This window comes from Streptomyces sp. NPDC001717 (assembly GCF_042892775.1).
Lineage (GTDB): Bacteria > Actinomycetota > Actinomycetes > Streptomycetales > Streptomycetaceae > Streptomyces.
In genome coordinates, this window is sequence record NZ_JBIAUK010000007.1 from 156217 (window position 1) to 173749 (window position 17533).

Here is a 17533-nt window from a genome sequence, read left to right on the forward strand (position 1 = left end):
CGCCCGGGATGCCGCTTTTGTCCCGCTATGTAAATCTGAGCGCAGCGCGTATCGGCACACGATCGCGCGCTCGATCCGCGCGCTCGATCCGCATGCTCGGGACGGGAGGGGCACCCCGTGATCCTTGGCTTCCGCCCGACCCGCTGGGCGGCCTGTGCCGCACTGGCCGCCGCCGCGCTCGCGCCCACCGCCCCCGCGTACGCCTGGCCCCTCCCCGCGGCCCCGCGCACCGCCCCCGCCACCGAACCCGCCCCCGCGGACGAGCCGTTCGAGGAGCTGGCCGGCTCCGCCGCCGGGGCCGGGCGGGAGCGACCCGGCAGGCCGCCCGGTGAGCCCGCCGACCCGGAGCTGACGGTGGCCTCCCGCCCCCTGCCGGCCCGCCCGCGGACCGAGCGGACGCCGCCGGCGCCACCACCGCCGCCGCCACCGCCACTGGCCGTGCCGACCCCGCCCTCGGCCGTCAGGGCGCTGGGCACCGAGCCGAACGAGCGGGCCGCCGATCTGGCCGCGCACATACTGCCGCTCGGGACCGGGTTCGCCCTGATGGGACTTGGTCTGGGCTACCTCGGAGTGCGGCTGCGGCGCAGCGCCTGAAGGGCCGGAACCACGACCGGGGGTTGTTGCCGTGCATGAACATACTCGGTATACATACTGAGTATGTCGATCCGTCACGGGCTGCTGGCCCTGCTCGAACGGGGCCCCAGGTACGGCTCCCAGCTGCGCACCGAGTTCGAATCCCGCACCGGCTCCACCTGGCCGCTCAACGTCGGCCAGGTGTACACCACCCTCGCCCGCCTCGAACGCGACGGCCTCGTCGCACCCGACGGCGAGGACTCCGCCGGACACACCCTCTACGCCATCACCGACACGGGCCGCACCGAACTGCGCGAGTGGTACGAGCGCCCCGTCGACCGCACCAACCCGCCCCGCGACGAGCTGTCCATCAAGCTCGCCATGGCCGTCGGCGCCCCCGGCGTGAACATCCGCGCCGTCATCCAGTCCCAGCGGCACGCCACCATCAAGGCGATGCAGGACTACACCCGGCTCAAGGCCACGGCACTCGCCGCGATCGAGAGCGGACAGTCCCGCGAACGCGACGACGTGGCCTGGCTGCTCGTCCTGGAACAGCTGATCTTCCAGACCGAGGCCGAGGCCCGCTGGCTGGACCACTGCGAAACCCGGCTGGTCCGGCTCTCCCTGCCGGCCGAACGGAGAGCCGCACAACCGGGACCGCACCAGGCCGCCACGCCCCACGCCGACGAGGGCTCCGGGGCCGAGGCCCCTGACCCGGCCCCGACCTCGGCCTCGACCTCGGCCTCGACCCCGGACCCGACCGCCACCGCACGGCCCCGTACCGCCCGCACCCGGCGGGGCTGAACCACCGTTCCAAGGGGGGAACCCTCATGTCCGAACTGCACCATTCCCGGCAACCCGTACTCCAGTTGGACCGGCTCGTCCGCACCCACGGCAGCGGCACCACCGAGGTGCACGCCCTGCGCGGCATCGACCTGTCCGTGTACCCGGGTGAACTCGTCGCCGTCATGGGCCCGTCGGGCTCCGGAAAGTCCACGCTGCTCACCCTCGCGGGCGGCCTCGACACCCCGACCAGCGGCCGTGTGATCGTCGAGGGCACCGACATCACCACCGCGAGCCGCAAGCAGCTGGCCGCACTGCGCCGCCGCAGCATCGGCTACGTCTTCCAGGACTACAACCTCATCCCGGCGCTCACCGCCGCGGAGAACGTGGCCCTGCCCCGCGAACTCGACGGCGTCTCCGCCCGCAAGGCCCGCGTCTCCGCGCTCGCCGCGCTGGAGGAGATGGGCCTGGGCGCGCTCGCCGACCGCTTCCCCGACGAGATGTCCGGCGGTCAGCAGCAGCGCGTGGCCATCGCCCGCGCCCTGGTCGGCGACCGCCGCCTCGTCCTCGCCGACGAGCCCACCGGCGCCCTCGACTCCGAGACCGGCGAGTCCGTGCTGGGCCTGCTGCGCTCCCGCTGCGACGCGGGCGCGGCCGGGATCCTCGTCACGCACGAGCCGCGGTTCGCCGCCTGGGCCGACCGCGTGGTCTTCCTCCGCGACGGCAGCGTGATCGACCAGACCCTGCGCAGCGGGGCCGACTCCCTGCTCTCCGGGCGGGCGGCCGCCCAGTGACCTCCTCGCTCCAAGGCTGGTACCACTCCTGGGTCGCGGCGCTGCGCATCGCCCGCCGCGACGCCTGGCGCGCCAAGGGCCGCAGCTCCCTCGTCCTGGCCATGCTCGCCCTGCCGATCATCGGGGTGAGCGCGGCCGACCTCACGCTGCGCAGCGCCCAACTCTCCCCCGATCAGGCCGTCACCCGTCGCATCGGCGCCGCCGACGCCCGCGTGGCCTCCTCGAACATGGGCGTGCCCATTTACCAGAAGCCCGACGGCTCCAGCTACGCACCCGTCGGCGGCTTCAAGGACTACGACGGCGGGTCCCGACCCGAGGAGGGCGGCCCGGATCCGGTGAAGCCGGCGCTCCCGGCCGGCGCCGAGGCCGTCAAGGACTCCACCGCCTACTCCAAGGTCCGCACCCGGCACGGGCTGCTCGACACGGAGCTGCGCGAACTCGACACGAACAGCCCGCTGACGGCCGGCCTGATCACCGTCGACCACGGCCGGCTGCCCGGTACCGCGGGCGAGGTCGCCGTCACCACGGCCTTCCTGAAGAACTCCGGCTACTCGGTCGGCTCCTCGGTCACCCCGCGCGGCTCGAACTCCTCGTACGTGATCGTCGGAGCCTACGAACTGCCCGGCGAGCTCAGGAAGGAAGAGGTCCTCGCCCCGCCCGGGACCCTCCTCGCCCCGCTCGACGCGGTCCTCAAGGCCTCCGGAGCATCCGGGCTGCACCCCCAGGACTCGTATCTGGTCCGGGTCGGCGGCGATGGTTTCACGTGGAACATCGTCAAGGAGGCCAACGCCAAGAGCCTGGTCGTCGTCTCCCGCGCCGTCGCCCTCGACCCGCCGGCCGACTCCGACGTCCCGCTGTACCAGCAGGAGCCGAAGGAGCAATTCGAACTCGGCACCGGCGGCTCCCCCGTCGAACTGGCCACCGCTGCCACCGTCGTGGGCCTCGCGATGCTGGAGATCTGCCTGCTCGCCGGACCCGCCTTCGCGGTCGGCGCCCGGCGCTCGCGCCGCCAGCTGGGCCTGGTCGGCGCCAACGGCGGCGACCGGCGCCACATCCGCGCGATCGTGCTCTCCGGCGGCCTGGTCATCGGAGCCGTGGCCGCCGTCGTCGGCACCGCCCTCGGCGTGGCACTCACCGTCGCGCTCCGGCCGGTCCTGGAGGACTACCTCGGCGCCCGCTTCGGCGGTTTCGTCCTGCGGCCGCTGGAGCTGAGCGGCATCGCCCTGCTCGCCGTGGTGACCGGGCTGCTGGCCGCGGTCGTCCCGGCCGTCACGGCCTCCCGGCAGACCGTGCTGGCCTCGCTGACCGGCCGCCGCGGGATCCGCCGCGCCAACCGGGTCCTGCCCGTCCTCGGCCTGATCGCCGTCGCGGGCGGCGCCGCGATCGCCCTGTACGGCACCACCGCGCGGATGAGCCCCACCGTGGTCGCGGGCGGCAGCGCCATCGCCGAGCTCGGCGTCGTCGCCCTCACCCCGGTCCTGGTCGGCCTGTTCGGGCGGTTCGGACGGTGGCTGCCGCTGTCACCGCGACTCGCCCTGCGTGACGCCGTGCGCAACCGGGGGCGTACGGCCCCCGCAGTGGCAGCCGTACTGGCCGCCGTCGCGGGAAGCGTCGCGGTGGCCACGTACGAGCACAGCCAGGACGTGCAGAAACGACACGAGTACGTGGCCAAACTGCCGCAGGGCACGGGGCTGTTGCAGACCTCGTCGAACAGCGCCCACAAGGAGGTGCCCGCCCTGCGCGAGGCCCTCGCCAAGCAGATCCCGCTGACCCAACGGGCCGACGTCGACCGCCTCGTCGTCGGCAAGCCGGGCTGCGAGTCGTACTCCGCGGAACCGGGCTGCGGCCGGGTCGAGATCATCGCTCCGAAAGAACAGCGCTGCCCGTTCGACGAAGCCCCGAACGGGCCCGCCTCCTTCTCCCCGCAGCAGGCGAAGGAACTGCGCCAGGACTGGCGGTGCAAGCGGGACGAGTACAACGCCCAGCAGGAAGTCGTCGTGGCCGACGAGAAGCTGCTCTCCGTCCTGGCCGTGACCGATCCGGGCTCGGTGGCCGCCCTCAAGGCCGGACAGGCCGTCTCCTTCGACAAGCGCAACGTCAAGGACGGCAAGCTGACCCTGCGGATCGTCACCGACCCGAAGGCCTCCAGTGGCTTCGGCAAGCCCGGCGAGGAGCTGCCGGGCGAGGACAGGGTCCTCCCCGTCCACCAGGCGCCCGACGGCGCCCAGGGCTGGGGCATCCACGTGGTCCTGCCCACGGCGGCCGTCAAGGCCACCGGGCTGGCCACGGCACCGTTCGGCTCCTACTTCAGCCTCGACGGGACGCCGACCAGCGAGCAGAAGCAGAAGATCGACGGGGAGATCGACCGGATGGGCGCGGACGCGTCCGTGCGCATCGAGGCGGGCTACCAGGGCGACGACAGCCTCACCCTGCTCGCCCTCACCGTCTTCGCCGGCCTGGTCACCATCGGCGCGGCCGGCATCGCCACCGGCCTCGCCCAGGCCGACGCCGAGGCCGATCTGAAGACCCTGGCGGCGGTGGGCGCGGCGCCGCGGGTGCGGCGCACGCTCAGCGGCTTCCAGTGCGGGCTGATCGCCCTGATGGGCGTGGTCCTGGGCTCGGCGGCCGGAATCCTCCCCGCGGTCGGGCTGCGGCTCACCCAGGAGCGGGAGCTGGAGCGCCTCTACGAGTACGGGCTCGCCAGGGGCTACACGTCGGTGGAGGACATCCCGTACGTGCCGATCTCGGTGCCGTGGGAGACCCTCGGCGGCCTGCTGGTCCTGGTCCCGCTGGGCGCGGCGCTGTTGGCCGCACTGGTCACCCGCTCGAACGGCGCGCTGGCCCGGCGGGCCGCAGGCTGATCTCGTGCCCCCGTACAGGGTGGATCACGCTCGTACGGGGGCACACGTCTGCTGACGAAGGTGTGCGAGAGAATGAACGGCATGGAGATGCCGAGGAGTGAACGGTCGCAGGACAGCCCCCCGCACGTCATGATCGTGGGACAGGACGGGATGGCGGTCGGCGGCGCCGATGACGAGTCGCGCGAGGTCCCGGTGACGGAGATGGTCGAACAGCCCGCCAAGGTCATGCGGATCGGCAGCATGATCAAGCAACTCCTGGAAGAGGTACGCGCAGCGCCTCTGGACGAGGCGAGCCGGGTCCGGCTCAAGGACATCCATGCCGCCTCGGTGAAGGAGCTGGAGGACGGCCTGGCTCCCGAGCTCGTGGAGGAACTGGAGCGCCTGTCGCTGCCGTTCACCAACGAGGCCATTCCCTCGGAGGCGGAACTGCGCATCGCGCAGGCGCAGTTGGTCGGTTGGCTGGAGGGCCTCTTCCACGGCATCCAGACGGCCCTGTTCGCGCAGCAGATGGCGGCGCGGGCCCAACTGGAACAGATGCGCCGGGCCCTCCCGCCGGGAGCCCCGACGGACGACGAGGACGGCCACGGCGCGATCCGCTCGGGCCCGTACCTCTAGTCCCCGACGGCCGCCCGAACAAAGGCGGGTTCCCCACTCCCAGGAGCGCGGAACCCGCCTTCCCCTTTCCCCGGCCCCATTCCAGCCCCGGCGGCGTTTGAGGCACGGGGTCCGGGGCGGAGCCCCGATCTTTGAGCCGAACCGAACAGACGGCAGCCAAATCCAGCCCCGCCGGCGATTGAGGCGCCCGGGTGCGGGGGCCGCGCCCACGAATCGGCGGATAAGCCCCCCATAAGCGCGGCTCCCCGCCAGGGACACGGTCGCCGCATACTCAGGGGCATGACCTACGACGCGATCGTCCTGGCAGGCGGCGCCGCGCAGCGACTCGGCGGGGCCGACAAGCCCGCGCTGAGCGTCGGCGGCCGCACCCTCCTCGACCGCGTCCTCGACGCCTGCGAGGGCGCCCGCACCACCGTGGTCGTCGGCGGCCGCCGGACCACGACGCGCCCGGTGCACTGGGCCCGTGAGGAACCGCCGGGCGGCGGCCCGGTCGCCGCACTGGACGCCGGGCTCCGCCGGACCACCGCCGAGCTGGTCCTCGTACTCTCCGCCGACCTGCCGTTCCTGGACCGCGACACCGTACGGGCGCTCCTCGACGGGGTCGGAGCCGCCGAGGGGGCACTGCTGCGGGACCCGGACGGCAAGGACCAGCCCCTGGTCGCCGCCTACCGGGCGGAGCCGCTGCGCCGTGAGCTCGCCCTGCTCGCCACCGAGCACGGCCGCCTGACAGGGCTCCCGCTGCGCGGACTCACCGCCGAACTGGACCTCACCCGCCTCACGGCGCCGCAGCCGCTCGCCTCCTTCGACTGCGACACCTGGGACGATCTCGCCGCCGCCCGGGCCCGGATCAGGGAGCATGGAACCGTGCTGGACCAATGGATCACCGCCGTCAAGAACGAGCTGGGCATCGACCTCTCCGTCGACACCAAGACCCTGCTCGACCTCGCCCGTGACGCCGCCCACGGCGTCGCCCGGCCCGCCGCTCCACTGACCACCTTCCTCGTCGGTTACGCGGCCGCCCAGGCCGAGGCCACCGGCGCCGACCCCGCCCAGGCCGTCGCCGAGGCCTCCCGCAAGGCCGCCGATCTGGCGCTGCGCTGGGCCGCCGAGGCGCAGACCGACGAACAGAACGGCTCCGGATGACCCCCACCGACGCCGACCACGCCCTCGACCAGGCACTGGCCCTGGTCAGCCGCAGCGCCCCCGACCACGGCCCCGGCCCCGGCCCCGGCGGCCCCGGCGGCCCCGGCGGGTCCGGCCACCGCGCCACCCCCTGGCCGGCGGCCCGGGAGGCCGCCGTCCGCGCCGGGAACGGTGCCCGGGCCCGCACCCACCGGGTGCCCCTCGCCGACGCCCTCGGCGAGGTGCTGGCCGGGCCCCTGGACGCCCTGGCCGACCTGCCGTCCTTCGACACCTCGGCCATGGACGGCTGGGCCGTCGCCGGCCCCGGCCCCTGGACCGTCCGCGGCGGCGCCGAAGTCCTCGCCGGGACCGGCCTGCCCGAGCCCCTCGCGGACGGCGAGGCCGTACGGATCGCCACCGGCGCCCGTATCCCGGCCGACGCCACCGCCGTCATCCGCAGCGAGCACAGCCGCGAGTGCGGCAGCCAGCTCTTCGCCGAGCGGACCGTCGTCACCGGCCAGGACATCCGACCGCGTGGCCAGGAGTGCCGCTCGGGCGACCTGCTGCTGCCTGCCGGCTCCCTGGTCACCCCGGCCGTGCTCGGGCTCGCCGCGGCCGCCGGGTACGACGAGCTGACCACCCGGCCCCGGCCCCGCGTGGAGATCCTCGTGCTCGGCGACGAGCTGCTCACCGAGGGGCTCCCGCACGACGGCCTGATCCGCGACGCCCTCAGCCCCATGCTCGCGCCCTGGCTCACCCGGCTCGGCGCCGAGGTCGTCTCCACCCGGCGGCTCGGCGACGACCCCGCCGGGGTCGAGGCCCTGCTGAAGGCGGTCACCACCTCCACCGCCGACCTCATCGTCACCACCGGCGGCACCGCCTCCGGGCCCGTGGACCACGTCCACCCCGTCCTGGAGCGCGCTGGCGCCGAACTCCTCGTCGACGGGGTCGCCGTCCGCCCGGGCCATCCGATGCTGCTGGCCCGCATCGGCGACCGGGCCGACGGACGCCACCTGGTCGGGCTGCCCGGGAACCCCCTCGCCGCGGTCTCCGGGCTGCTGACCCTCGCCGAACCGCTGCTGCGCGCCCTCGCGGGCCGCCGCCGGCGCCCCCGCTACACGGCGACGGTCGAGGGCGACGTACCGGGCCACCCGTTCGACACCCGGCTCGTCCCGGTCATGCTGGGCGACGAGCACGCGGTGCCGCTGCGCTACCACGGCCCCGCGATGCTGCGCGGTGTGGCGGCCGCCGACGCGCTGGCCGTCGTACCGCCCAAGGGCGCGCGGTCCGGGCAGGAACTGGAGATCCTGGACCTGCCCTGGGCCTCGGGGGGATGTTTCACGTGAAACTGCACGGCCACGACGCCATGGCCCGTGGCGCCGAAGAGAAACTCGCCGCCCAGCGCATCAGAATGCCCAAGCGCACCGTCGAGAAGCCCTTGCGACAGGTGTCCAAACGCCTGCTGATGGCCCTGGGCGTGATGGCCCTGACGGTCCTGATCGTGTGGCTGGACCGCGGCGGCTACCACGACAACGCCAACGAGACCGTCGACTTCCTCGACTGCGTCTACTACGCCACCGTCACCCTGTCGACGACCGGATACGGCGACATCGTCCCGTACAGCGACAGTGCGCGGCTGATCAACATCCTGCTGATCACCCCGCTGCGCGTACTGTTCCTGATCATCCTGGTCGGCACCACCCTGGAAGTCCTCACGGAGCGGACGAGGGAAGAGTGGCGGCTGAACCGCTGGAGGAAGAACTTGCGTGACCACACGGTCGTCGTCGGCTTCGGCACCAAGGGCCGCTCCGCCCTGCAGACGCTGCTGGCCACCGGACTCCCCCGGGATCACGTCGTCATCGTCGATCCCAGCGCCAAGGTGATCGACACGGCCAACGCGGAGGGATTCACCGGCGTGGTCGGCGACGCCACCCGCTCCGACGTACTGCTGCGCGCCGAGCTGCAGAAGGCCCGTCAGATCATCATCGCCACCCAGCGGGACGACACCGCCGTACTGGTCACGTTGACGGCCCGTCAGCTCAACCGGGGCGCGAAGATCGTCGCCGCGGTCCGCGAGGAGGAGAACGCGCCGCTGCTGCGCCAGTCCGGCGCCGACGCCGTCATCACGAGCGCGAGCGCGGCCGGCCGCCTGCTGGGCCTCTCCGTCCTCAGCCCGAGCGCGGGCACCGTGATGGAGGACTTGATCCAGCAGGGCAGCGGCCTCGACCTCATCGAACGGCCCGTGAAGAAGGCCGAGGTGGGCAAGTCCGTACGGGAGACCCCCGACCTGGTGGTGAGCGTGCTGCGCGGGCACCGGCTGCTGCCCTACGACGATCCGCACGCGAGCCCGCTCCAGCTGACGGACCGTCTCATCACCATCGTCCGCGCGACCGCGCACGGCCAGCCGGCCGTGACCCTGGGCCCGGTGGAGTAGCACCGCGCCCAGGGCCGGCGGTCGTCCGCTACGCGGCGCCGTCCGCGGGGACCAGCGCGATGACCGGAACGGTACGGCCGGACCGCTCCTGGAACCCCGCGAGGAACGGGGTCCGCTCCACCTGGAGCGCCCAGAGCCGTTCCCGCTCGGCGCCCTCGGTCTCCACCGCCGTCACCCCGTACGCCTCGGAGCCGACCTCCACATGGGCGGAGGGGTCGGCGAGCAGGTTGTGGTACCACCCCGGGCGGTTCTCACGGCCGCCGTTGGCGGCGAACACCACCAGCCGCTCCCCGTCGCGCAGGTAGGCCATCGGCATGGTGCGCCGCTCGCCGGTGCGGGCGCCGGTGGTGGTGAGGAGCAACAACGGGAGTTCCGCGAAGTCCCCGCCCACCTTCCCCCCGGTGGCACGGAACTCGTCGATCACCAGCTGGTTGCGCTCTAAGCGTTCATCGGACATATCGACTTTCCTCCAAGGAAGTTGACGGTTCCTCTCGGCCCAGCGCCACCCAGCATCCCAGGTGCTTGGGCGCCGCGGGCGGCGTCGCGTAGCCTCCGGGCCATGCATGCGATCACCATCGAGCAGCCCGGCGGCCCCGAGGCCCTCGTCTGGACCGACGTACCCGATCCGGTCGCGGGCGAGGGCGAAGTCCTCGTCGAGGTCGCGGCGAGCGCCGTGAACCGCGCCGACCTCCTGCAACGGCAGGGCTTCTACGATCCCCCGCCCGGTTCCTCCCCCTACCCGGGCCTGGAGTGCTCCGGGCGGATCGCCGCGATCGGGCCGGGCGTCTCCGGCTGGGCGGTCGGCGACGAGGTCTGTGCCCTGCTGGCGGGCGGCGGGTACGCACAGAAGGTCGCCGTCCCGGCGGGCCAGCTGTTGCCGGTCCCCGCGGGCCTGGACCTGGTGACGGCGGCCGCGCTGCCCGAGACCGTGTGCACGGTGTGGTCCAACGTGTTCATGGTGGCCGGGCTGCGCCCCGGGGAGACCCTGCTGGTCCACGGCGGGTCCAGTGGCATCGGGACGACGGCCATCCAGCTCGCCAAGGCCATCGGCGCGCGCGTGGCGGTGACGGCGGGCGGCAAGGAGAAGCTGGAGCGCTGCGCGGAACTGGGCGCGGACATCCTGATCGACTACCGCGAACAGGACTTCGTGGCGGAGATCAAGGCGGCGACCGGCGGGGCCGGGGCGGACGTGATCCTGGACATCATGGGCGCGAAGTACCTGGAACGGAACGTGGCGGCGCTGGCCGTGAACGGCCGGCTCGCGGTGATCGGCCTCCAGGGCGGCCTGAAGGCCGAACTGAACCTCGGCGCCCTGCTCGCCAAGCGCGCCGCGATCACCGCCACCTCCCTGCGGGCCCGCCCGCTGGAGGAGAAGGCGGCGATCGTCGCGGCCGTACGGGAACACGTGTGGCCGCTGGTGTCGACGGGCCGGGTCCGCCCGGTGATCCACGAGACGTTCCCGATGGCCCGGGCGGCCGACGCCCACCGCCTCCTGGAGTCGAGCACCCACGTGGGCAAGCTGCTGCTCACGACCTGACCCGGAGTTCGGCGGCGCCTACATTGCCCTGCGGACGATCCGGCCGCGGACGAATCCAGCCCCGCCGGCGTTTGAGGCGCGGGGTCCGGGGCGGAGCCCCGAGGTCTTTCAGCCCGTCCGGCGCTTGAGGACGGGGGCACCTCCCAGCGGTAGCCGGGGGAGGGTCCGGGCAGCGCCCGGGGAACGGAGGAAGGGCGGGGCGGGGAGCAGCTCCGCGCAGCGGAACCCGCCCCCGCCCACCCGCCGGACGGCTAAAGGCTGCGCAGCAACACCGCCGGAGATTCCACGCAGTCCGCGACGTACCGCAGGAACCCGCCCGCCGTACCCCCGTCGCACACCCGGTGGTCGAACGTCAGCGACAGCTGCACGACCTGCCGGACCGCCAGCTCCCCCCGGTGCACCCACGGCTTCGCCATGATCCGGCCGACGCCGAGCATCGCCGCCTCCGGGTGGTTGATGATCGGCGTGGAGCCGTCGACCCCGAACACCCCGTAGTTGTTCAGCGTGAACGTCCCACCGGTGAGGTCCGCCGGGGACAGCTTCCCGCCCCGCGCCAGCTCCGTCAGCCGCGCGAACTCCGCCGACAGCGCCTCCGAGTTCATCGCGTGGGCGTCCCGGACCACCGGGACCATCAGCCCGCGTTCCGTCTGCGCGGCGAAGCCCAGGTTCACCGACGGCAGCCGGACGATCTCGTTCGCCGCCAGGTCCACCGTGGAGTTCAGCTCCGGGTACTTCGCGAGCGCGGCCGTGCAGATCCGGGCCAGCAGCGCGAGCACCGAGATCTTGGGCCCGCCGACCGCGTTCATCGCGGCCCGCGCCGCCATCAGCTCGGTGGCGTCCGCGTCGACCCAGCACGTGGCGTCGGGGATCTCCCGCCGGCTGCGCGACAGCTTGTCCGCGACCGCCCCGCGCACGCCCTTGAGCGGCACCCGCTCGCCCTGCACCGCCACAGGGGCGATCGCGGCGGCGACAGGGGCCGCGGGAGCCCGCAGAGCCGCCAGCGCGGCCTCCACGTCCGCCCGCATGATCAGCCCTTCCGGCCCCGAACCGGCCAGCCCGCGCAGATCGATCCCGCCGTCCCGCGCGAGCTTGCGCACCAGCGGCGAGATCACCGGAACGGGCCCTGCCGCAGCGACCGGAGCGACCGGCACCGCGGGGGCCACCGGAGCCGCAGGAGCCGCAGGAGCCGCAGGAGCCGCAGGAGCCACCGGTACCGCCGGGGCGATCGGCGCCGACACCGCGGCGGTGACGGGTCGCACCCGTCGCCGACGCGCCGGGCGCGAATCGTCCGAGCCGTAACCGATCAAGGGCCGGGGCGCGTCCGCGGAGCCCGCCGCCCCCTCCACAGGAGCGGCGGTGTCACCCGGCAGGACCTGCGCCCCCACCGCCACGGTGATCAGCGGCGCCCCGACGGGGAGTTCCGTGCCCTCCTCCCCGAAACGGGCGGTGACGACACCGCCGTAGGGGCACGGAACCTCCACCATCGCCTTGGCCGTCTCGACCTCGACCACGGGCTGGTCGATGGCGACGACATCGCCCACCGCCACCAGCCAGCGCACGATCTCGGCCTCGGTCAGGCCCTCCCCGAGATCGGGAAGCTTGAACTCCATTACCTGCGCCATCAGTTCTCCCACTGCAGGCGGGCCACGGTGTCGAGGATCCGGTCGACACCGGGCAGGTGGTGCTTCTCCAGCATCGGCGGCGGGTACGGGATGTCGAAGCCCGTCACGCGCAGCACCGGAGCCTCCAGGTGGTGGAAGCAGCGCTCCGTGACGCGGGCGGCGATCTCCGCGCCCGGTCCGCCGAAGCCGTTCGCCTCGTGGACCACCACGGCGCGCCCGGTCCGGCGTACGGACTCCACGACCGTCTCCTCGTCGAACGGCACGAGCGAGCGCAGGTCCACCACCTCCAGGTCCCAGCCCTCCTCGCGCGCCGCCTCGGCCGCCTCCAGGCACACCGGCAGCGAAGGCCCGTAGGTGATCAGCGTGGCGCTCGTGCCCGTGCGGCGGACCAGCGCCTTCCCGATGCCCGGGACGGCCGTCGGCGCCTGCGGGGACCAGTCGGCCTTGGACCAGTACAGCCGCTTCGGCTCCAGGAAGACCACCGGGTCGTCGCTCGCGATCGAGGCGCGGAGCAGCCCGTACGCGTCCTCGACGGTCGCCGGGGTCACCACGTGCAGGCCGGGCGTGGCCACGTAGTACGCCTCGGAGGAGTCGCAGTGGTGCTCCACGCCGCCGATCCCGCCGCCGTACGGCACGCGGATGGTGATGGGCAGCGGCATGGCGCCGCGCGTGCGGTTGCGCATCTTCGCGACGTGCGAGATCAGCTGCTCGAAGGCCGGGTACGCAAACGCGTCGAACTGCATCTCCACGACCGGCCGGAGCCCGTACATGGCCATGCCGACGGCCGCGCCCAGGATCCCCGCCTCCGCGAGCGGGGTGTCCGTGCAGCGGTCCTCGCCGAACTCCTTGGCGAGCCCGTCGGTGATCCGGAAGACCCCGCCGAGCGTGCCGACGTCCTCGCCCATGACGTGGACGGTCGGGTCCTCGGCCATCGCGTCGCGCATGGCCCGGGTCAGGGCCTGGGCCATGGTCGCGGGCTTGACGCCCGACTTCGCGGACTTCGCCGCCACCGTCGTCACTCCTGGTCCCCGGCTTCGAGCTCGGCACGCAGCATGGCCGCCTGTTCGCGCAGCAGGCCGGTCTGCTCCGCGTAGACGTTTTCGAACAGGTCCATCGGGTTGAGCACGGGGTCCGCGTTCATGCCCTCGCGCAGGGCGGCCGCCATCGTCTCGGCGTCGTCGCGCGCCTGCCGCACGCCCTCCTCGTCGAGGATCCCGCGGGCGGTGAGCTCGCGCTCCAGCAGCTCGATCGGGTCGTGCGCCTTCCAGGCCTCGACCTCGGCGTCGCCCCGGTAGCGGGTCGCGTCGTCGGCGTTCGTGTGGGCCTCCATCCGGTAGGTGACGGCCTCGATCAGGGTCGGACCGCCACCGGACCGGGCACGCCGGACGGCTTCGGTCAGCACCTCGTGCACGGCCGCGATGTCGTTGCCGTCGACCAGTCGGCCGGGCATTCCGTATCCGACGGCCTTGTGCGCCAGCGTCGGGGCGGCGCTCTGCTTGGCGAGCGGGACGGATATCGCGAAGCCGTTGTTCTGCACGAGGAAGACGACGGGGGCCTGCCAGACGGCGGCGAAGTTCAGCGCCTCGTGGAAGTCGCCCTCGCTGGTGCCGCCGTCGCCGACCATGGCCAGGGCGACGACGTCGTCCCCGCGCAGCCGGGCCGCGTGGGCCAGGCCCACGGCGTGCGGCAGCTGGGTGGCGAGCGGGGTCGACAGCGGGGCTATCCGGTGCTCACGGGGGTCGTAGCCGGTGTGCCAGTCGCCGCGCAGCAGCGTGAGCGCCTGGACCGGGTCCAGTCCGCGCGCCACGGCCGCCAGGGTGTCGCGGTAGCTCGGGAAGAGCCAGTCCCGGTCCTCCAGCACCATCGCGGCCGCGATCTCGCAGGCCTCCTGCCCGACGGTCGACGGGTACACGGCGAGCCGCCCCTGCTTGGTCAGTGCCGTGGCCTGCGCGTTGTAGCGGCGGCCGCGCACGAGCTCGGCGTAGCAGCGGCGCATCAGCGCGGGGTCCAGCCGCTCGGCCGCCGGCGTGCCGAGGACCCGGTAGGGCTCGGCGTCGGGCAGCAGCGGAGCGGCGTCCGTACGGGGCCTCCAGGCGGGCGGGGTGGAACGGTGGGACGCACCGGCACCGGGCAGCTCTTGGACCGTCATGGCGGCGTACACCTCCTCGTGGGAAGCGGGCAGGGCGACGGCTCGGGTGTGAGGCGCCTCACCTACCGATTGTTCGGTTGTCCGCGCAATTTGGCTACAGGCGGCTCCAGGCTGTGGACAAACGGGCGCCGGGGCTCTGGGATGGATGCAGGACGTCCAGGAGAGGGAGGCATCGGGCAATGCCGGATGAACAAATGGCCGGAGCGGGTCCCACACCGGCGCCGGCGGGAGGCACCCCGGCAGCGCCCCGACCCCTGGACCCGATCGACAGATCGATCATCAGACTGCTCCAGGCGGACGGCCGCACGTCGATACGGTCCGTGGCCGAACAGGTGCACGTCTCGCGCGCGAACGCCTACGCCCGTATCAACCGGCTCATCGACGACGGGGTGATCCGCGGGTTCACGGCCCGCGTCAACCACGAACGGGCAGGCCAGGGCGCCTCGGCCTACATCACGCTGAAGATCGTCCAGAACTCCTGGCGTACCGTGCGCGAGCAGCTCCGCGAGCTTCCGGGCGCCGCTCACATCGCCCTGGTCAGCGGCGACTTCGACGTCCTCCTGCTGGTCCACACCCCGGACAACCGGACCCTGCGCGAGCTGGTCCTGACCCGTCTCCAGGCCATCCCGGAGGTGCTCTCGACGCGGACCCTGCTGGTGTTCGAGGAAACGGATCTCCTGGACCCCGGCCCGGGCCGGCCGGCGCCCCCGACGATCTCGGAGGAATAGCCCGTCCGGGCGGCGCACCCCCTCCGGGTGCGCCCGGCCCGGGTGCGCCCGGCTCGGGTGCGCCCGGCCCGGGTGCACCCGGGCCGGGTCGCTCAGCGGGCCGTGCGCAGCCCGTCGAAGGCCATGTGGACCACCGCGTCGGCGAGCTGGGCGTGGCTGGTGCCCGGGTGCGGGCGGTACCACTCGACCAGGGAGTTCACCATGCCGAAGAGCAGCCTGGTGGCGAGCCGGATGTCAACGTCCGCCCGCAGGTCGCCCTCGGCCGCGGCGGCCTTGAGGAGGTCCGCCACCTGGTGGTCGAACTCGCGGCGGCGCTCCAGCGCCCAGCGCTCGGTGCGGGTGTTGCCGCGCACGCGCAACAGCAGCGTCACGTACGGCAGCTCCGAGACCAGCACCTCGACCGTGCGGCGCGTGACGTACTCGACGCGCTCGACGGCCCGGCCCCGCGTGGCGCCCGGCTCCTCCAGGATCCCGAAGAGGCCGTCGAGGGCGCGGCTGACGGCGCGGCGCAGCAGCTCCTCCTTGCCCGTGACGTGGTGGTAGATCGAGGACTTGGAGATGCCGGCGGCCTTGGAGAGGTGCTCCATCGAGGTGCCGTCGTAGCCCCGCTCGTTGAAGACCTGGACGGCGACGGACAGCAGGGTCTCGGGCGTGTAGGTGTCCCGCTTGGCCGTGGTCATTCCGTCTCCCCCGTGTCGTCCTCGTCCTCGTCCGCCTCGTAGCCCAGCTTGAACAGCGCGAGCGAGGGCGCGTACCGGCCGCCGGGACAGCGCTCGTCCAGGTGGTGCAGCAGGTCGTACGCCCAGTCCCGGCCGAGGCGGTCGTGCCATTCGGACGGGCCCACCGGATAGTTGACCCCGAGCCGCATCGCCGTGTCGATGTCCTCGGCGGAGGCGACCCCGCGCGCGACGGCGTCGGCCGTGAGGTCGATCAGCATCGCGACGGTCCGGGCGACGATCATGCCGGGGACGTCGCCGATGACGGAGACCTGCTTGCCGAGCTTCTGGAAGAGGCCGATCGCCTCGGCGAGGGTCCGCTCGCTCGTGTCGGTGCCGGCGGAGAGCGCGATCCGGGTGGCGCCCCGGTAGTCGAGCGCGAGGTCGAAGTAGACGACGTCCGTGAACTCCACGGAGGTCTTCCCGTCGGCGAGGACCAGCTGGCCGTCGCCGGGCAGCTGGATGTACGGGCCGCCCGCCGGGGTGGCCTCGACCGCGATCCCGGCCTCCTCCATGAGCTCGGCGAGCTCCGCCGCGGGGCCGAGGTCGCCGACGACGGTGACCTTCTCCGGGGCGTCCTCGGGACCGGCCGTGTGCGGGCCGGGGACCTGGGCGTCCGGGCCGTAGGGGTACCAGCCGTGCCCCGACTTGCGGCCGAGGCGGCCCGACTGGACCAGCCGGCGCTGCGCGAGGGACGGGGTGAACTTGGGGCTGCGGAAGAAGGACTCCCACACCGAGCGGGTCACGGCCTCGTTGACGTCCTGGCCGATCAGGTCGGTGAGCTGGAACGGGCCCATCTTGAAGCCGCCGCTCTCGCGGAGCACGGCGTCGATGGTGGCCGGGTCGGCGCCCTGCTCCTCGTAGACCGCGAAGGCCTCGGCGTAGAAGGGGCGGGCGATCCGGTTGACGATGAATCCGGGGGTGTCGGCGCAGCGGACCGGGGTTTTCCCCCAGCCGAGGACCGTGCGGTACGCACGCTCGGCGGCGGCCGGGTCGGTCGCGAAACCGCTGACGACCTCGACGAGCGGGAGCAGCGGGGCCGGGTTGAAGAAGTGCAGGCCGAGGAAGCGGCCGGGGTGCGCGAGTCCGGCGGCGAGCTCGGTGACGGAGAGGGAGGAGGTGTTGGTGGCCAGCAGCGCGTCCGGCGAAACCACCTCTTCGAGGGCCTTGAACAGCGCGTTCTTGACGGCGACGTTCTCGACGATCGCCTCGATGACGAGGGCGGCGTCGGCGAGGTCCGCGAGGGAGCCGGCCGAATCGATTCGGCCGACCGCGTCCTCGGCCTCGGCACGGTCGAGGCGGCCCTTCGCGGCCATCCGCTCGACACGGTCCTGCACCATGGAGACGCCGTCGGCGGAGAGCGCGGCGTCGATGTCGTGGATCAGCACGCGGTGACCTGCGAGAAGGGCGACCTGGGCGATGCCCTGCCCCATGGTTCCCGCGCCGATGACCGCCACTGTGCGGGACCGCTCGATTGCTGTCATGTCCTGATCCTCCCGCACCGACTTATCCACAGGTCTGCCGGGCCCTCTTGTCCCGACCGATCGTTCGGTTACTCTAACTCCAGTCTGCTCACCTTCGCCCGGCTCAACGAGGAGT

The 17533-nt window shown here is 73.2% G+C and carries 16 protein-coding genes; 10 read left to right on the top strand and 6 right to left on the bottom strand.

Going from position 1 to position 17533, the window contains the following annotated elements:
• Positions 1 to 117: 117 nt before the first annotated feature.
• The 8 genes from ACFYZL_RS15335 to ACFYZL_RS15370 all read left to right on the top strand — a co-directional run bounded on the left by ACFYZL_RS15335 (position 118) and on the right by ACFYZL_RS15370 (position 9182).
• A complete protein-coding gene (locus ACFYZL_RS15335) occupies positions 118 to 594 on the top strand; it encodes a hypothetical protein (protein WP_384745944.1) in 477 nt (158 codons plus the stop codon).
• Positions 595 to 657: 63 nt separating this feature from the next.
• The gene (locus tag ACFYZL_RS15340; protein ID WP_388679259.1) at positions 658 to 1377 is read left to right on the top strand and encodes a helix-turn-helix transcriptional regulator; all 720 of its coding nucleotides are present in this window, start codon (positions 658 to 660) and stop codon (positions 1375 to 1377) included.
• 26 nt (positions 1378 to 1403) lie between these two features.
• Positions 1404 to 2150, top strand: coding sequence for an ABC transporter ATP-binding protein (locus ACFYZL_RS15345; protein WP_384745946.1), 747 nt, complete (start codon positions 1404 to 1406; stop codon positions 2148 to 2150).
• A 101-nt stretch (positions 2151 to 2251) separates the two neighbouring features.
• Positions 2252 to 5011 (top strand): FtsX-like permease family protein, encoded by a 2760-nt coding sequence (locus tag ACFYZL_RS15350; RefSeq protein WP_384745959.1) that lies wholly within the window; start codon positions 2252 to 2254, stop codon positions 5009 to 5011.
• An 81-nt stretch (positions 5012 to 5092) separates the two neighbouring features.
• Complete coding sequence (locus tag ACFYZL_RS15355) at positions 5093 to 5626, top strand: bacterial proteasome activator family protein (protein ID WP_384587403.1); 534 nt, start codon at positions 5093 to 5095, stop codon at positions 5624 to 5626.
• A 279-nt stretch (positions 5627 to 5905) separates the two neighbouring features.
• Positions 5906 to 6769: an NTP transferase domain-containing protein gene (locus ACFYZL_RS15360; protein ID WP_384745947.1), complete on the top strand. Its 864-nt coding sequence runs from the start codon at positions 5906 to 5908 to the stop codon at positions 6767 to 6769.
• On the top strand, positions 6766 to 8094 hold the full coding sequence (locus ACFYZL_RS15365) for a molybdopterin molybdotransferase MoeA (RefSeq protein WP_388679263.1): 1329 nt from the start codon (positions 6766 to 6768) through the stop codon (positions 8092 to 8094). The genes ACFYZL_RS15360 and ACFYZL_RS15365 overlap by 4 nt, the downstream gene beginning before the upstream one ends.
• A complete protein-coding gene (locus ACFYZL_RS15370; RefSeq protein WP_384745949.1) occupies positions 8082 to 9182 on the top strand; it encodes a potassium channel family protein in 1101 nt (366 codons plus the stop codon). The genes ACFYZL_RS15365 and ACFYZL_RS15370 overlap by 13 nt, the downstream gene beginning before the upstream one ends.
• A gap of 28 nt (positions 9183 to 9210) precedes the next feature.
• On the opposite strand, the gene ACFYZL_RS15375 is transcribed toward ACFYZL_RS15370, so the two are convergent.
• Complete coding sequence (locus tag ACFYZL_RS15375) at positions 9211 to 9639, bottom strand: nitroreductase/quinone reductase family protein (RefSeq protein WP_384745950.1); 429 nt, start codon at positions 9637 to 9639, stop codon at positions 9211 to 9213.
• A 102-nt stretch (positions 9640 to 9741) separates the two neighbouring features.
• On the opposite strand from ACFYZL_RS15375, the gene ACFYZL_RS15380 reads away from it, so the two are divergent.
• Positions 9742 to 10719: an NAD(P)H-quinone oxidoreductase gene (locus tag ACFYZL_RS15380; RefSeq protein WP_384745951.1), complete on the top strand. Its 978-nt coding sequence runs from the start codon at positions 9742 to 9744 to the stop codon at positions 10717 to 10719.
• A 251-nt stretch (positions 10720 to 10970) separates the two neighbouring features.
• Here ACFYZL_RS15380 and ACFYZL_RS15385 read toward each other — a convergent pair whose 3' ends face one another.
• The 3 genes from ACFYZL_RS15385 to pdhA are packed head-to-tail and all read right to left on the bottom strand — an operon-like array spanning position 10971 to position 14490.
• Entirely contained in the window at positions 10971 to 12341 is a 1371-nt protein-coding gene (locus ACFYZL_RS15385; protein WP_388679267.1) for a dihydrolipoamide acetyltransferase family protein, read from the bottom strand.
• The gene (locus ACFYZL_RS15390; protein WP_384586165.1) at positions 12341 to 13309 is read right to left on the bottom strand and encodes an alpha-ketoacid dehydrogenase subunit beta; all 969 of its coding nucleotides are present in this window, start codon (positions 13307 to 13309) and stop codon (positions 12341 to 12343) included. Before ACFYZL_RS15390 ends, ACFYZL_RS15385 begins: the two co-directional genes overlap by 1 nt.
• A gap of 47 nt (positions 13310 to 13356) precedes the next feature.
• Positions 13357 to 14490 (bottom strand): pyruvate dehydrogenase (acetyl-transferring) E1 component subunit alpha, encoded by a 1134-nt coding sequence (pdhA, locus tag ACFYZL_RS15395; RefSeq protein ID WP_384745953.1) that lies wholly within the window; start codon positions 14488 to 14490, stop codon positions 13357 to 13359.
• Between the two features lie 194 nt (positions 14491 to 14684).
• Here pdhA and ACFYZL_RS15400 point away from each other — a divergent pair, with 194 nt between their 5' ends.
• Positions 14685 to 15218, top strand: coding sequence for an Lrp/AsnC family transcriptional regulator (locus ACFYZL_RS15400; protein ID WP_384745960.1), 534 nt, complete (start codon positions 14685 to 14687; stop codon positions 15216 to 15218).
• Positions 15219 to 15310: 92 nt separating this feature from the next.
• Here ACFYZL_RS15400 and ACFYZL_RS15405 read toward each other — a convergent pair whose 3' ends face one another.
• Positions 15311 to 15898 carry a TetR/AcrR family transcriptional regulator gene (locus tag ACFYZL_RS15405; RefSeq protein WP_384586141.1) on the bottom strand — a complete coding sequence of 196 codons (588 nt, stop codon included), beginning with the start codon at positions 15896 to 15898 and terminating at the stop codon, positions 15311 to 15313.
• Positions 15895 to 17418, bottom strand: a complete 1524-nt coding sequence (locus tag ACFYZL_RS15410; RefSeq protein WP_388679271.1) for a 3-hydroxyacyl-CoA dehydrogenase — start codon at positions 17416 to 17418, stop codon at positions 15895 to 15897. The genes ACFYZL_RS15405 and ACFYZL_RS15410 overlap by 4 nt, the downstream gene beginning before the upstream one ends.
• Between the last annotated feature and the right edge of the window lie 115 nt (positions 17419 to 17533).

Excerpts from the sequence above, each read along its gene's own strand:
- ACFYZL_RS15355 (WP_384587403.1), top strand. The coding sequence starts at position 5,093 with ATGGAGATGCCGAGGAGTGAACGGTCGCAGGACAGCCCCCCGCACGTC.
- ACFYZL_RS15345 (WP_384745946.1), top strand. The coding sequence starts at position 1,404 with ATGTCCGAACTGCACCATTCCCGGCAACCCGTACTCCAGTTGGACCGG.
- ACFYZL_RS15385 (WP_388679267.1), bottom strand. The coding sequence starts at position 12,341 with ATGGCGCAGGTAATGGAGTTCAAGCTTCCCGATCTCGGGGAGGGCCTG.
- ACFYZL_RS15390 (WP_384586165.1), bottom strand. The coding sequence starts at position 13,309 with ATGGCCCAGGCCCTGACCCGGGCCATGCGCGACGCGATGGCCGAGGAC.
- ACFYZL_RS15370 (WP_384745949.1), top strand. The coding sequence starts at position 8,082 with ATGTTTCACGTGAAACTGCACGGCCACGACGCCATGGCCCGTGGCGCC.
- ACFYZL_RS15410 (WP_388679271.1), bottom strand. The coding sequence starts at position 17,418 with ATGACAGCAATCGAGCGGTCCCGCACAGTGGCGGTCATCGGCGCGGGA.
- ACFYZL_RS15380 (WP_384745951.1), top strand. The coding sequence starts at position 9,742 with ATGCATGCGATCACCATCGAGCAGCCCGGCGGCCCCGAGGCCCTCGTC.
- ACFYZL_RS15400 (WP_384745960.1), top strand. The coding sequence starts at position 14,685 with ATGGCCGGAGCGGGTCCCACACCGGCGCCGGCGGGAGGCACCCCGGCA.
- ACFYZL_RS15405 (WP_384586141.1), bottom strand. The coding sequence starts at position 15,898 with ATGACCACGGCCAAGCGGGACACCTACACGCCCGAGACCCTGCTGTCC.
- ACFYZL_RS15350 (WP_384745959.1), top strand. The coding sequence starts at position 2,252 with ATGCTCGCCCTGCCGATCATCGGGGTGAGCGCGGCCGACCTCACGCTG.
- ACFYZL_RS15340 (WP_388679259.1), top strand. The coding sequence starts at position 658 with ATGTCGATCCGTCACGGGCTGCTGGCCCTGCTCGAACGGGGCCCCAGG.
- ACFYZL_RS15365 (WP_388679263.1), top strand. The coding sequence starts at position 6,766 with ATGACCCCCACCGACGCCGACCACGCCCTCGACCAGGCACTGGCCCTG.
- ACFYZL_RS15360 (WP_384745947.1), top strand. The coding sequence starts at position 5,906 with ATGACCTACGACGCGATCGTCCTGGCAGGCGGCGCCGCGCAGCGACTC.
- pdhA (WP_384745953.1), bottom strand. The coding sequence starts at position 14,490 with ATGACGGTCCAAGAGCTGCCCGGTGCCGGTGCGTCCCACCGTTCCACC.
- ACFYZL_RS15375 (WP_384745950.1), bottom strand. The coding sequence starts at position 9,639 with ATGTCCGATGAACGCTTAGAGCGCAACCAGCTGGTGATCGACGAGTTC.